The organism is Pseudomonas sp. 05N434, assembly GCF_056396965.1.
On record NZ_JBFTMK010000066.1, the window covers coordinates 1 to 12,818 of the forward strand.

Consider the following 12,818-nt stretch of genomic DNA (forward strand, 5'->3'; position numbering starts at 1 on the left):
GCTCATTACCGATGCTTTTGCAGCGGATTATCAAATCAACCTGAGCATCCAGGGCCTGGACGGCAGCATCATGCTGACCCTCTCCAACGCTGGCCGCGTGGTGGCTAAACGGATGATCAGCGCCGAACAACGCAATGACCCCAAGCGCCTCAAACGCCTGGTGCAAAGCATTCAATTCGGCATCGCCATCGAACAGGGTCAATGCGCCGTGGCCATCCTCGAAGCCATGACCGACGGCGACAACCGTAAGCTGCCGCCGCCACAGGCCAAAGCCCGGCCCCGACCTGAAATCGGGTATTAAAGTTCGCCCTTCTCCACTTCGGGATGTTCACCGGAACCCGCACCGATCTTGCGTTGCGGGTGTTCGATCTTCACCGAAGGAAATTGCGACGAGGCATAACGCACCACCAGAATCGAAAACGCCAGCAGCAGGATCCCGCCGCACAGGTAAATGATCCCCAGGTCCGGCGGATTGTGGTGCGAGACGTTGGAGATCAGCAGCCGTGTCAGCGCGGTGATCGCCACGTAGATCAGGAACCGCACCGGCATGTGATTGGTCTTGAAGTAAATCCCGACCATCGCCCCCAGTTCCAGGTAGATGAACAGTAACAGGATGTCATCGATCTTGATGTGCCCCTGTTCCAGCATCCCGATGAACTCCATGACCGCCGCCCAGGCAGTCACCGCACCGATGGCGAACAGCGCCAGGTAGTGGAAGGTCTCGACGAACAGGTTGCCCAGGGACTCGGCCAGTTGGTGCACGTTCTGCCGCAGGTTCTCGGCCCAGTTGATTTTCACGATGATTGTTCCTTAGCTCGGTTCGAGCGGATGATGCGGGTTGGACGTGACGGTTGTTCTGCATGCAGAAAAAAGGCCAGGGGTTGCCTGCCACATGATGGCGAGGTGCTTTAAAACACGCTCCGTGGCGTTTGGTCGCAGGTCAACACCAAACCTGTAGCCGCGAATGGAGCGCCACCGTTCACCTGACAAACCCCGAATCCGGTCTACATTAAAAAGCCACTACCCAAAGCTCAGGGATTCGCTTATCCTTTTCGCTGTATATAGATACAGTAGTCGCAAAGACAACTAAATGTGAAGGCATGTGAGGTGGTGAATGGCCGTCGAAGTGGTATACCGCAGCAGCCGAGATCTGGAGCGCTTGTTCATGGATAAAGCCGAAGCTGACCGTCATGACAAAATGCTCGAACTGGCCGAATTGCTGGCTGAAGTGTTGCAAAAAGCCGTTCCGTCCCTGACCGAGCAGCAAGTGGAAGAAGCCGGGATCTACATGGCGAAGAACCGCGACGTGTTCGCCAAGGCGTTCAAGAGCCAGCCGGACGCACTGTCCGAATTGCTCAACGTGCCGGCTGAAGTCGCTAAACCTGTTGAAGTGGCTGCACCTGTTGAAGTGGAGCAAGCTGAGCCGACCAAGCCAGCCAAAGCCGCCAAGACGCCGAAGTAAGCAATGCCCGAATTGAATAGGCCCTGAGTCCAATGGCTCAGGGCCTTTTTCATGCCCGCAGAAAATCAGGCGTCAGGCTGCTCCAGTGCGTCGACCAACGCCTTGAAGAACCGCGCCGCCTCGCCGCCGGTGACCACGCGGTGATCGAAGGTCAGGGACAGCGGCAGGATCGGATGCACCGCCACCGCCCCCTCGACCGCCACCGGTTCATCGCGGATCGCCCCGGCGGCGAGGATCGCCACTTGCGGCGGCACCACCACCGGGTTGGCGTAGCGACCGAACAAGGTGCCGAAATTCGACAGAGTCAGGGTCGCACCCATCATTTCCTTGGGCGGAATCGAACGCGCCTGCACATCGGCGCGCAGGCGCATCACACCTTCTTTCAAATCCGCCGACGTGCGATTGCCGACATCGCGCAGCACCGGCACGAACAAACCGTCCGGTGTATCCACGGCAATGCCCAGGTCGAGCCGTTCGTGTTGTTTGAGCGACAGGGTTTTGCCATCGAAGCCGCTATTGAGCACTGGCTCCACCGCGCAGGCCGCCGCCATGGCTTTGGCCAGACGAATCAGTGGTTCTCGCGCCTGCCCCCAGCGATGCAGATCGGCATCGCCGAAAATCGTCACCGGCACCACTTCGGCATGGGACCTGGCCATGTTCAGCGCCATGCTGCGCCGCACACCGCGCAGCTTCTCACCGCCGAAACGCTCGCGTTCCGTCTGGGCCGCATTTTCCACATCGCTGCGGGTGATCTGACCGTCCTGGCCGGAGCCGACCAAGGCGCTCAGTTCAACGCCCAGTTGTCGCGCCAATTGACGCACTGCTGGCGTGGCGCGGTTCGCCAGGTATTCGCGGGTCGAAGGCGCGGTGCCGATAAAAAAGGCATCCTCCTGATTCGTGCCGCCGCCCTCAAGCCGTCCGACCACGGTGCCCGCATCCGCTTCGCCTTCGTAACCGAGCAACGGCTCCCCCACATGCAGGATGTCGCCCTCGCCGCCGAAGGTTTTCGCCACCACGCCGTCGTAAGGCGCGGGAATGTCCACCAGCGCCTTGGCGGTTTCCACCGACACCAGCAATTGGTCAGCCTTGACGGTATCGCCGACCTTGACGTGCCAGCGGACGATTTCCGCCTCCTGCAAGCCTTCGCCCAGATCCGGCAGTTTGAAATATTTCATCGCAATCTCCTCGGCCTCTGGCGTTTCTTCAAGGGCTTCTTCAGGCGTGGCGCAACACGGTGTCACAGGCGTGAAGAATGTCCTCGACGCCAGGCATGTACAGCGATTCCAGTCGATACAGCGGTGGCGGGATGTCCGGCGCGGTGACTCGCTGGATCGGTGCCTGCAACTGCAGAAACACCCGTTCGTAGAGACTGGCGGCGATTTCCGCGCCGACCCCGCAGGAGCGCGGCGCCTCATGCACGATCACGCAGCGACCGGTCTTGCGCACCGAGGCCTCCATCGTGTCGAGGTCCAACGGTTTGATGCTGGCGACATCGATCACTTCCGCCGAGATGCCCTGCTCGGCCAACGCCGTGGCGGCTTGCAGGGTTTCCATCACACTGGCGCCCCAACTGATCAAGGTGATGTCGCTGCCTTCGCGCAGGGTGAAACAGCTGTCCAGCGGCAGGCGTTTGCCGTCATCCAACAACGGTTGCGGGTTCATGCGATAGAGTCGGGTCGGTTCGAGAAAGATCACCGGGTCCGGGTCGTCGATGGCCGCGAGCAACAAACCATAGGCCCGGGCCGGCGAGGACGGGATCACCACCCGCAACCCCGGAATGTGCGCAAACAGTGCTTCGGTGCTTTCGCTGTGATGTTCCGGCGCACGAATCCCTGCACCCATCGGCGAGCGCAGCACCATCGGGCAGGTGAGCCGCCCGCGCGTGCGGTTGCGCATGCGACTGGCGTGGGACACCAGGTGCTCCATGGTGGCGTAGATAAACCCCATGAACTGGATTTCCACCACCGGTTTCAAGCCTTGGGCCGCCATGCCCACTGCCAGCCCGCCGATCATGGTTTCGGCCAGCGGCGAATCGATTACCCGCTTGAAACCAAAGCTGTCGCGCAGGCCCAGCGTGGCGCGAAACACGCCACCGTTCACCCCGACGTCTTCACCGAGGACGATAACGTTCTCGTCCTCGCGCATGGCCCGATGCAACGCCAGATTCACCGCCTCCAGCAGCGTTACCTTACCGTTACTCATGGCCCGAACCTCCCGTCCGGCGCGCCACTCGTTCGAGGAAGTCTTCACGCTGCTCGGCCAGGGCTTGTGGCCACTGGGCGTAGACATGATCGATCACTGATGCCGGCGCCTGCAGGCCCGCCGCTTCGAAGTTATCCACAGCAACCTGCACCAACCCCTGGCATTCGCTGATCAGCGCCTGCTCGCGACTTTCATCCCACACGCCCTGCCCGACCATGAAACGCTGCAGACGTTTGATCGGTTCTTCGAGCCAGGCTTGCTTGACTTCGTCCGCCGACCGGTAGCGTGTGGCATCGTCGGCCGTGGTGTGATCGCCGAGGCGATAACTCAGGCATTCGAGCAACACCGGGCCTTTGCCGTGGCGCGCCCGTTCGAGGGCCGCTTGCACGCGGTCATACACGGCGAGTATGTCGTTGCCGTCGACCTGCTCACCGTGGAACCCGGCGCCAATGGCTTTCTGCGCCAACGTGGGAGCGCCGCACTGAATTCGTCGCGGTACCGAAATCGCCCATTGGTTGTTGTTGACCATGAACACCACCGGCAACTGCCAGGCGCCAGCGACATTGAGGGCCTCGAGAAAATCACCTTTGCTGGTGCCGCCATCGCCGCAGGTGGTGACGGCAACCCGATGCTCGCCACGGATCTTGAATGCGCTGGCGACGCCGCAGGCATGCAGGGCCTGGGTGGCAATCGGCACACAGATCGGGAAATCCTGCGCCACCGCCGGGTCGACAAAGTCGCTGCCACGCTCATCGCCGCCCCAATACAACAGGATTTCTTCCATGCGCACGCCACGCATCAGTTGCACGGCGGTGTCGCGGTAATACGGGATCAGCACGTCTTCGGCGTGCATCAGGCTGCCGACCGCAACGCCAATGGCTTCCTGGCCCAGGGTCGGCGCGTAGGTACCGATGCGCCCGGTGCGTTGCAGGGCGACCGCTTTCTGGTCAAAAAGGCGGGTCAGGACCATCTGCCGATACAAGCGCGTCAACAGATTGAAGTCGTCGGCCCAGGGAGGGAGATCGCAGAGCACCTGGCCGTCAGGGGATAAAAAACGGGTGTAGGGCAGCTCAACCTTGTGAAGCATCACAGGGCTCCTGGCACGCGGGGTCGGCGTGCGATTGTCAGGCCCGACGTTTGTGGCGCAGGGCTTGGGGAGCAAGTTGGCCGGATAGGCACTCACTCCTTTATCGATTCAAACGTTTACCGGTACAGCACTTTCTCTGCCAACTCATCCGCTACCCTGGCCGGAGAACGTTTTTCCGCCTGGGCATGGGCAAAGACTTCGGTCAGCCGTGAACTGATTTTCGACAGGTGCGCGGTGATGGTCGTCAGCTCTTCCCCACGGTGTTTGAGCGACACGTAGATCAGCCCGCCGGCGTTGATCACGTAATCCGGCGCATACAGAATGCCCCGGCGTTCCAGCTGATCGGCGACTTCCAGATGGGTCAGTTGGTTGTTGGCCGAACCTGCGACCGCCGAGCAGCGCAACTGCGTCACGCTGGTCCTGTTAAGCACACCGCCCAAGCCACAAGGCGCGAGAATGTCGCAAGGGGTGCTGAGCAGCGCTTCGTTGGCGATCGGATGAGCGCCCAACTGCTCCATGGCCAGTTGTACTTTGCCGTGATCGATGTCGCTGACCAGCAGCTCGGCGCCGGCAGCGTGCAGCTGCTCGGCCAGGGCATAACCAACATTGCCCAGGCCTTGAACGGCAATGCGCAGCCCTTCCAGATTATCGCTGCCCAAGCGGGCCATGGCGGTGCTGCGAATGCCGGCGAATACGCCCATGGCGGCATGCGGTGCTGGGTCCCCCGCAGCGGTGGTGCTGGTGACGAATTGCGTATGTTGGGCGATGCAGTCCATGTCCGCCACCGAGGTGCCGGCGTCGATGGCGGTGATGTAGCGACCGTCGAGCTGATTGATCCAGCGCCCGAACGCTTCGAATACTGCGGCGCGGTTTTCCACATGGGCCGGGCGAATAATCACCGCAACGCCACCGCCCTGAGCCAGGCCAGCCAGGGCCGCCTTGTAACTCATGCCTTGGGCGAGGCGCACAGCATCCTCGATCGCGGATTCATCGCTGGGGTAGGCAAGGTAACGACACCCGCCCAAGGCAGGTCCCAGGCGGCTGTTATGGATGGCAATCACCGCCTTCAACCCGGTGACCGGATCGACGCTCAGGTGCAGCGATTCAAGGCGAGTGCTTTGCATGAGAGCGAACATCGTAGGGCTCCCGAATCACTTCTTGTAGTCGCCAGTATAGGCTTGCGCACAAAAATTGCAGAAGCGCACAGGAATAAGCAGCGCGGCTTTAAAGGTTTTCGGACATAACCTGTTACGGCCTGTGTTCAGCACTGGACGAAAGCCTGCGACGGGGCTAAAACGAGGCATTCCCCGGAGATTTTGATGACCCCGCGCCAACGCTTTTTCGACTGTCTGCAACGATCACCGCCCGCGCTGTTCGAGGCGGCGTTGTGGATCGCCGTCGAACACGATAAAGAGCTGAATCCCGAAACTGTGCTGGCGGACTTCAAGGACCTGCAACAGCGGGTCAGCTACGGATTGCCGATGCTGCCGGTAAATGAGTTGGCGCAACCGTTGTTGCGGCGCATGAATGACCTGGGGTTCGCCCAGGACGACTTCACGCCCTTGCGCCCGCAAGTGGCGTTGCTCCATAAAGTGCTGGAACGCCGGCGCGGCCAGCCATTGGCGCTGGGCCTGATTGCCCTGGAGCTGGCCAGAAGACTGGAAATCCCCATGGTCGGGGTCAACTTCCCCGGGCATTTCCTGCTGCGGGTGCAAGGCGCCGATCACCTGCTCGACCCGTGCGGCGGGCGCCGGCTGTACCCCAACGATTGCCGTGAACTGCTGCAACGCCAGTACGGCCCGAACATGCAGCTCAGCGCCGAGCATTTGCAGACCGCCGAACCTGCGCAGATGCTGCAACGGCTGTCACGCAACCTGCGCCAGTTGTACCTCACGAACGATGACTACATCGACGCCCTGATCGACGCCGAGCGCGTGCTGGAGCTGGGCAACGCCAACGCCTCCGACTACCTGGCCCGGGCCAGCCTCTATCAACGGCTGGATTGCCCGAATGCCGAGCGTTTTGACCTGGAACACGCGCTGCTGCTCTGCGACGACCCGATTCAGCAGATTCGCCTGACCGAGCGGCTGGGGCACCTTCCGCCCAACGCCATCATCCATTGATCGCCCCACATTGGGTCGATGTGAAGCCATTAAGGGGTGTCAGGCTGGTTCGCCGGATGGGCCAGGAAGAAGGCTGGATGTGTCGCCGCAAGCGCCGCCACTCGCCGAATTCGCGGGTAGGCCTCAAGGGAAATATTGAAGCGCTCGGCCGCATACAACTGCGGGATCAAATAAACGTCCGCCAGCCCCGGTTGCTCGCCAAAGCAGTAACCGCTATCACCAATCAACTGCTCCACCGTCGCCAACCCTTGACTGATCCAGTGACCGATCCACTCGACCACTTGCGCCTCATCGTGCCCCAACTGCCGCAGCTTATTGAGCACGCTGACGTTGTGCAGTGGGTGAACGTCGCAGCCGATCACCGCCGCCACTCCACGCTCGTGGGCGCGGGCGGCGAGGTCTTTGGACAGCAGCGGCACCTGTGGATAACGTTCCTCCAGGTACTCGATGATCGCCGGTGACTGGATCAGCAATTCGCCTTCATCGGTGCGCAAGGCCGGCACCCGGCCTTGCGGGTTGATGCCCAGGTACGCCGGCTGGCGATGTTCGCCCCCCTGCGGCGCGATCAGGTTGATCGGCAGTGCCTGGTAATCCAGCCCCTTCAACGCCAGCGCAATGCGTACCCGGAAAGACGAGGTCGAACGGTAATAGGTATAGAGTTCCATGGGCCGATCCTCTTAGCGCGCCGGCAGCACTTTGCCGCGGCACTCGCCGAAACCGATGGAAGCAAAACCCTCACGGCTGCAACGTCCCCGCAGGATGATTTCGTCGCCATCCTCGAGGAATTTACGCACCTCACCCGAGGCCAGTTCGATCGGCTTTTTACCGCCCTCGGTGATTTCCAGCAGGCTGCCGAACTGACCGCTTTCAGGGCCGGACAACGTGCCCGAACCGAACAGGTCGCCGGCCTGCAACTGGCAGCCGTTGACGCTGTGATGCGCCACCATCTGCGCAACGGTCCAGTACATGTGTTGGGTGTTGCTGAGGGTCAGGCGATGGGCCGGCAGATTCTGTTCGCGCATCGATTCGGTCAGCAGCAGCACTTCGAGTTCGATGTCGAAGGCACCGGCCGCCTGATCACGTTTGTCGAACAGGTAAGGCAGCGGCTGCGGGTCGCCTTCCGGGCGCGCCGGCTGCGCACGACGGAACGGTTCCAGCGCTTCGGCCGTCACCACCCACGGCGAAATGCTGGTGATGAAACTCTTGGACAGGAACGGCCCCAGCGGCTGGTATTCCCAGGCCTGGATGTCCCGCGCCGACCAGTCGTTGAGCAGGCAGAAACCGGCGATGTGATCGGCGGCGTCACCGATGGCGATCGAGTCGCCCATGGCATTGCCCGGGCCAATCCAGATACCCAGTTCCAGTTCGTAATCCAGGCGTGCGCACGGGCCAAACGTCGGCTCGGTCTGACCGGCCGGCAGGGTCTGGCCTTTCGGACGCCGCACGTCGGTGCCGGACGGGCGAATGGTCGAGGCGCGGCCGTGATAACCGATCGGCACGTACTTGTAGTTCGGCAGCAACGGGTTATCCGGGCGGAACAGTTTGCCGACATTCTGCGCGTGCTCGATGCCGACGTAGAAGTCGGTGTAGTCGTTGATCTTCGCCGGCAGGTGCATCTGGCAATCCGCCGCCAGCGGCAGCAGTTTTGCGCCTTGGGCTTCGATCTTGCCGTGCAGGGTGCTGCCTTCCTTGAACAACTCGATCAAGCGTTCACGCAGGGCGACGCGAGCCTCGCGACCCAGCTCGAAAAACGCATTCAACTGGCCGCCACGGGTGGCTTCGACGGCGGTTCGCGCGGCACCGTCGTCGAACAGCCCGGCATCGAGTGCCGCTCCCAGATCAAAGATATGGTCGCCGATCGCCACGCCACTGCGCGGCGCCCCGCCCTTCACGCTGAACACGCCCAACGGCAGGTTTTGCAGCGGGAAATCCGCGTGGCCGTTGGCGGAGGCAACCCAGCTACGAGTGATGGAAGTCTGAGTCATGGGTTATCTCCGGGTCGGGTCAAAAGTGGCGGGCAGCGAGGCCCAGCAGGCGTCGTAATTGTTTTGCAGTTGCGGGCAATCCAGGGCGAATCGGCTCGGGCGCAGCACCTGGCTGGTCTCGAACATGAAAGCCATGGTGTTGTCGATTTTAGCCGGCGCCAGTTCCGCGTTGATTGCCTTGGTGCAGGTCTCGCCATCGGGGCCGTGGGCGCTCATGCAGCTGTGCAACGAGGCGCCGCCCGGCACGAAACCTTCGGCCTTGGCATCGTACTCGCCCTTGATCAGACCCATGTATTCGTTCATCAGGTTGCGGTGGAACCACGGCGGACGGAAGGTTTTCTCGGCCACCATCCAGCGTGGCGGGAAGATCACAAAGTCGAGGTTGGCCAGACCGTGCACGCTGGTCGGCGAGGTCAGGACGGTGAAAATCGACGGATCCGGGTGATCGAAACTCACCGTGCCAATGGTGTTGAAGCGACGCAGGTCATATTTGTAGGGCACGTTATTGCCGTGCCAGGCGACCACGTTCAGCGGCGAATGATCGAGCTCGCAGCCCCACAATTGGCCGAGGAATTTCTGCACCAGGGTGGTCGGTTGCTTGAGGTTTTCGTAATGCGCCACCGGGGTCAGGAAGTCGCGAGGGTTGGCCAGACCGTTGCTGCCGATCGGCCCCAGGTCCGGCAGGCGCAGTGGCGCGCCGTGGTTTTCGGCCACATAGCCCCGCGCTTGCGGATCGAGCAGTTCGATGCGGAATTTCAGCCCGCGAGGCAGCACGGCGATTTCCAGCGGTTCCAGCTCCAGCACGCCCAGTTCAGTGGCGATGCGCAGGCGGCCCAGTTCCGGTACCAACAGCAGTTCGCCGTCGGCGTTGAAGAACACCCGCTCCATGGACCGGTTGGCGCGGTAGTTATAGATGCTGATCCCGGCCGGTTTATCCGCGCCCGAATTGGCGGCCATGCTCACCAGCCCGTCGATGAAATCGGTGGGCTCGGTCGGAATGTCCAAGGGGTTCCAGCGCAGGCGATTGGGGGTCACTTCACCCAACGGACCACCGGCCAGTTGCCGATCCAGTTTGACGAATGCCGGGTGATTGGCCGACGGCTGAATGCGGTACATCCAGGTCCGGCGTGCTTCGCTGCGGGCCATGGTGAACGCAGTGCCGGAGAACAGCTCGGTGTACAGGCCGTAAGGGGCTTTTTGCGGGGAGTTCTGGCCGATGGGCAGTGCGCCGGGCAACGCTTCGCTGCTGAATTCGTTGCCAAAGCCTGACTGATAAGCCAGCGCTGGCGCCGTTGAATCGAGGTTCATGGAGCCTCCTGAACGGGAAGTTATTTTTATCGTAATTCAATTACGCATAACGTAATTTGATTGGTATTGACCGTCAAGCTATAAAGACGCCCATTCGTCCCGGGATCACACCGCCTCCATGACCAGCGAAAGCAACGGTAAACAGAAAGTCCGCTCGGCCGAAGTCGGCACCGACATCCTCAAGGCCCTCGCCGAGCTGTCGCCCTCGACCTCGCTGTCGCGTCTGGCCGAACACGTGCAGATGCCGGCGAGCAAGGTTCACCGTTATCTACAAGCGCTGATCGCCAGCGGTTTTGCCGAACAGAACCCCGCCACCAACCATTACGGCCTGGGCCGTGAAGCGCTGCGAGTCGGCCTGGCTGCCCTGAACAGTATGGACGTGCTGAAAGTCGCCGCTCTGCCTCTGGCCGAGTTGCGTGATGACTTGAATGAAACCTGTTTTTTAGCGGTGTGGGGCAATCAGGGCGCGACGGTGGTGCACATCGAGCCGGCGGTGCGAGCGGTGACGGTGGTCACGCAATTGGGCTCGGTATTGCCGTTACTCAGTTCATCCACTGGCCTGGTATTTGGCGCTTACCTACCAAAGCGGGAAACCGTGGACTTGCGCGATCAGGAACTTCACAACGCCACTGACCACATCTTGGCAGACGATCAGACCTATGCAGCCTTATGCGAACAGATCCGCGAACGCGGCCTGCATCATGTGCATGGGTTGCTGATGCCGGGAGTGGATGCGTTGTCGGCACCGGTGTTCAACGCTGTCGGCCAGGTGGCGGCGGTGATGACCATCGTCGGCCCGACCTCGTTGTTCCATGCCGACGAAAACGGCCCGGCGGCGCAGCGATTGCTGGCAGCGACGCGGGCCGTGAGTTGGCGGATGGGTTACCAGGTTGAAACGTGACGTAATAAAGCGGAATTATCACCGCCCGCTATTAATCCACTCTTCTCCCTGCTCAGCGAACAGAGGTTGTTACCGAACCGGTTGTATTCGCGAGAGACCGACCCGCCACATAGGTCAGATAATTTACGCCGACCTCAACACCGGTAACGGTTGAAACGATTCCGGCAAAATCGTTGATTCTGGAAAGGAGACTCAGGCCGGCATTTGCACCGCCAATGCCCGCAACGGTACCCACATAGAGAGAAATCAACCCGACCCATGCAGCTGAAAAATGCCCGTTTGCCTGTTTTTCATACCCGTTGTGGTGAGCGATTACCCCTAGCACAATTGATCGCGTTGCCTTCAATAACGTGGCTGCGACCCCCACCGGTGGAATGAAAAGCGAAACAATGTCCACCGCAAATTCGGCAACAATTAGCGTGTCGCGCCAGAATGCTTCGGAAAGACTGGTCGTCTGGTCATCCGTCTCGGCGATGAAAAGCTCGATCATCGGCGCGTAGTCATCCGATAAGCGGATAGGCCGTCCGGGTGTTAGCGTGAAATCATGGTATCCCTTCAGAACCTCGAACAAATAAGCGCGCACAACCTCTTGATCTCTACTTCGGACACTTTTAACAATAYCCCATCGCGCGTGCATCTTCAGTTCCGCGGCATAAGATTCCAGTGAAACAAAGTTCTTGCCATCGTAAGCCGCTGGCAGATAAATAATCTTTTCAGTTGTGCCTTTGCGAGCAAAGACGTACCCACCTTCAACGCGCTTGCCGTTGACGACAAACCTGTAGACTTCGCCATTGGCAGTATTTGCAGTAATGTGCAACTCTTCGAGCACCGCATTCAGCCAGGTATATTGCTCCCCGCTCAAATTGCCTTGCATTCTCTGAGTCAGAGCATCGAACTGGAGTTTGTTTTGCTTGAGCTTGCCATACACCTCAGGTCTTGTTGACAGATCTCCGACCCCGGGATTGAGGAAAGTGCGCTTCAAATAATCGATGTATTGATCCCCTGGCAACACTCCAATCAAGTCGTTGATCACTGTTGCACTCAGCCTTCCCACCGAGGTGCCGTCTCTTGACCTGAACGTAGCCGTTCTCAATTGATCACGAACATTGACCAGACTTTTGACCACCGTGTCAAACCACGCAAGAGCCTTTACAAAAGAACTGGTGTCGCTGCGCCAGATTTCCCAATTAATAAACAGTTGAGTCAGGGTCATTGGCTGATGACCTGCAATTGTGATCTCAACCTGGTCCGGATCGATTTCCGGGTGTGGCCCCGAGCGACGTAAATAGTCATTAACTCGCTTTTTCACCAATTCCCGAGCAAACACCTGAAACGGCTGTACATTCACCTTATCTTTCGCCAGTTCATAAATGGCGCTTTGTTCAGTAGTCAGTCGAGCCAGGCATTGCCGTTCAGACAGCTTCGCTTGCCTGAACCAACCAGGCGTAACAAATTCGACCTCGTACTGCGCCCATGCCAGTAACTGCCTGACACTGTCTTCGAAGCGTCTTTGGGGAAGAGACAGCCATGTAACGGTATTGATTCTTGACCCTTGACCAGCTATGGCCGCTGCTCCAGATTTATCTATTTCGTCAACCAGCTTGCTGCGATCCTTCAAATGGCATTGATCGATCAAGTAATCCTTACCGCCCGGAACAAGCACCCATTTCGCAACGTGCTCCTTGAGCAACCAAACATTATCGAACTCAAACCAGTCTTTACCTCCCGGCGCGCCTGGCGCATATAACAC

At 60.0% G+C, this 12,818-nt stretch carries 12 protein-coding genes and 1 pseudogene; 4 read left to right on the forward strand and 9 right to left on the reverse strand.

Features of this window, described 5'->3' with window-relative positions; all coding sequences use genetic code 11:
- Positions 1-301: DUF3509 domain-containing protein (locus AC1DLB_RS06955; protein WP_477784790.1), on the forward strand; the 301-nt coding region annotated here is incomplete at its 5' end.
- Here AC1DLB_RS06955 and AC1DLB_RS06960 read toward each other — a convergent pair.
- Positions 298-798 carry a phosphate-starvation-inducible protein PsiE gene (locus AC1DLB_RS06960; protein WP_018927152.1) on the reverse strand — a complete coding sequence of 167 codons (501 nt, stop codon included), beginning with the start codon at positions 796-798 and terminating at the stop codon, positions 298-300. The two genes, AC1DLB_RS06955 and AC1DLB_RS06960, sit on opposite strands and share 4 nt — an antisense overlap.
- 316 nt (positions 799-1,114) lie before the next feature.
- On the opposite strand from AC1DLB_RS06960, the pseudogene AC1DLB_RS06965 reads away from it, so the two are divergent.
- A pseudogene (locus AC1DLB_RS06965) lies at positions 1,115-1,354 on the forward strand (YebG family protein); the annotation flags it as partial.
- 173 nt (positions 1,355-1,527) lie between these two features.
- Here the strand turns inward: AC1DLB_RS06965 and AC1DLB_RS06970 are convergent.
- The 4 genes from AC1DLB_RS06970 to AC1DLB_RS06985 all read right to left on the reverse strand — a co-directional run bounded on the left by AC1DLB_RS06970 (position 1,528) and on the right by AC1DLB_RS06985 (position 5,887).
- On the reverse strand, positions 1,528-2,637 hold the full coding sequence (locus AC1DLB_RS06970) for a dihydrolipoamide acetyltransferase family protein (RefSeq protein WP_018927154.1): 1,110 nt from the start codon (positions 2,635-2,637) through the stop codon (positions 1,528-1,530).
- Positions 2,638-2,677: 40 nt separating this feature from the next.
- Complete coding sequence (locus AC1DLB_RS06975) at positions 2,678-3,664, reverse strand: alpha-ketoacid dehydrogenase subunit beta (RefSeq protein WP_086944719.1); 987 nt, start codon at positions 3,662-3,664, stop codon at positions 2,678-2,680.
- Entirely contained in the window at positions 3,657-4,751 is a 1,095-nt protein-coding gene (gene pdhA / locus AC1DLB_RS06980) for a pyruvate dehydrogenase (acetyl-transferring) E1 component subunit alpha (RefSeq protein WP_019647692.1), read from the reverse strand. The genes AC1DLB_RS06975 and pdhA overlap by 8 nt, the downstream gene beginning before the upstream one ends.
- Positions 4,752-4,867: 116 nt before the next feature.
- The gene (locus AC1DLB_RS06985) at positions 4,868-5,887 is read right to left on the reverse strand and encodes a Glu/Leu/Phe/Val dehydrogenase family protein (RefSeq protein ID WP_018927157.1); all 1,020 of its coding nucleotides are present in this window, start codon (positions 5,885-5,887) and stop codon (positions 4,868-4,870) included.
- A gap of 183 nt (positions 5,888-6,070) precedes the next feature.
- Here AC1DLB_RS06985 and AC1DLB_RS06990 point away from each other — a divergent pair, with 183 nt between their 5' ends.
- Entirely contained in the window at positions 6,071-6,874 is an 804-nt protein-coding gene (locus tag AC1DLB_RS06990; protein ID WP_477743251.1) for a SirB1 family protein, read from the forward strand.
- Positions 6,875-6,903: 29 nt separating this feature from the next.
- Here the strand turns inward: AC1DLB_RS06990 and maiA are convergent, their stop codons facing one another.
- Genes maiA through hmgA form a run of 3 tightly spaced genes read right to left on the reverse strand, consistent with a single transcriptional unit; the run spans position 6,904 to position 10,167 of the window.
- The gene (maiA, locus tag AC1DLB_RS06995) at positions 6,904-7,539 is read right to left on the reverse strand and encodes a maleylacetoacetate isomerase (RefSeq protein WP_477743250.1); all 636 of its coding nucleotides are present in this window, start codon (positions 7,537-7,539) and stop codon (positions 6,904-6,906) included.
- Between the two features lie 12 nt (positions 7,540-7,551).
- On the reverse strand, positions 7,552-8,859 hold the full coding sequence (fahA, locus tag AC1DLB_RS07000; protein ID WP_018927160.1) for a fumarylacetoacetase: 1,308 nt from the start codon (positions 8,857-8,859) through the stop codon (positions 7,552-7,554).
- 3 nt (positions 8,860-8,862) lie between these two features.
- Positions 8,863-10,167, reverse strand: coding sequence for a homogentisate 1,2-dioxygenase (hmgA, locus tag AC1DLB_RS07005; protein ID WP_018927161.1), 1,305 nt, complete (start codon positions 10,165-10,167; stop codon positions 8,863-8,865).
- 118 nt (positions 10,168-10,285) lie between these two features.
- On the opposite strand from hmgA, the gene AC1DLB_RS07010 reads away from it, so the two are divergent.
- Entirely contained in the window at positions 10,286-11,068 is a 783-nt protein-coding gene (locus AC1DLB_RS07010) for an IclR family transcriptional regulator (protein ID WP_258612674.1), read from the forward strand.
- Positions 11,069-11,120: 52 nt separating this feature from the next.
- Here the strand turns inward: AC1DLB_RS07010 and AC1DLB_RS07015 are convergent.
- On the reverse strand, positions 11,121-12,818 hold a 1,698-nt coding region (locus tag AC1DLB_RS07015; protein ID WP_477784791.1), incomplete at its 5' end, for a dermonecrotic toxin domain-containing protein.

What these genes read in the sequence shown, in the direction of transcription:
- AC1DLB_RS06970 (WP_018927154.1), bottom strand. Translation starts at nt 2,637, where the DNA reads ATGAAATATTTCAAACTGCCGGATCTGGGCGAAGGCTTGCAGGAGGCG.
- AC1DLB_RS06975 (WP_086944719.1), bottom strand. Translation starts at nt 3,664, where the DNA reads ATGAGTAACGGTAAGGTAACGCTGCTGGAGGCGGTGAATCTGGCGTTG.
- pdhA (WP_019647692.1), bottom strand. Translation starts at nt 4,751, where the DNA reads ATGCTTCACAAGGTTGAGCTGCCCTACACCCGTTTTTTATCCCCTGAC.
- AC1DLB_RS06985 (WP_018927157.1), bottom strand. Translation starts at nt 5,887, where the DNA reads ATGTTCGCTCTCATGCAAAGCACTCGCCTTGAATCGCTGCACCTGAGC.
- AC1DLB_RS06990 (WP_477743251.1), top strand. Translation starts at nt 6,071, where the DNA reads ATGACCCCGCGCCAACGCTTTTTCGACTGTCTGCAACGATCACCGCCC.
- maiA (WP_477743250.1), bottom strand. Translation starts at nt 7,539, where the DNA reads ATGGAACTCTATACCTATTACCGTTCGACCTCGTCTTTCCGGGTACGC.
- fahA (WP_018927160.1), bottom strand. Translation starts at nt 8,859, where the DNA reads ATGACTCAGACTTCCATCACTCGTAGCTGGGTTGCCTCCGCCAACGGC.
- hmgA (WP_018927161.1), bottom strand. Translation starts at nt 10,167, where the DNA reads ATGAACCTCGATTCAACGGCGCCAGCGCTGGCTTATCAGTCAGGCTTT.
- AC1DLB_RS07010 (WP_258612674.1), top strand. Translation starts at nt 10,286, where the DNA reads ATGACCAGCGAAAGCAACGGTAAACAGAAAGTCCGCTCGGCCGAAGTC.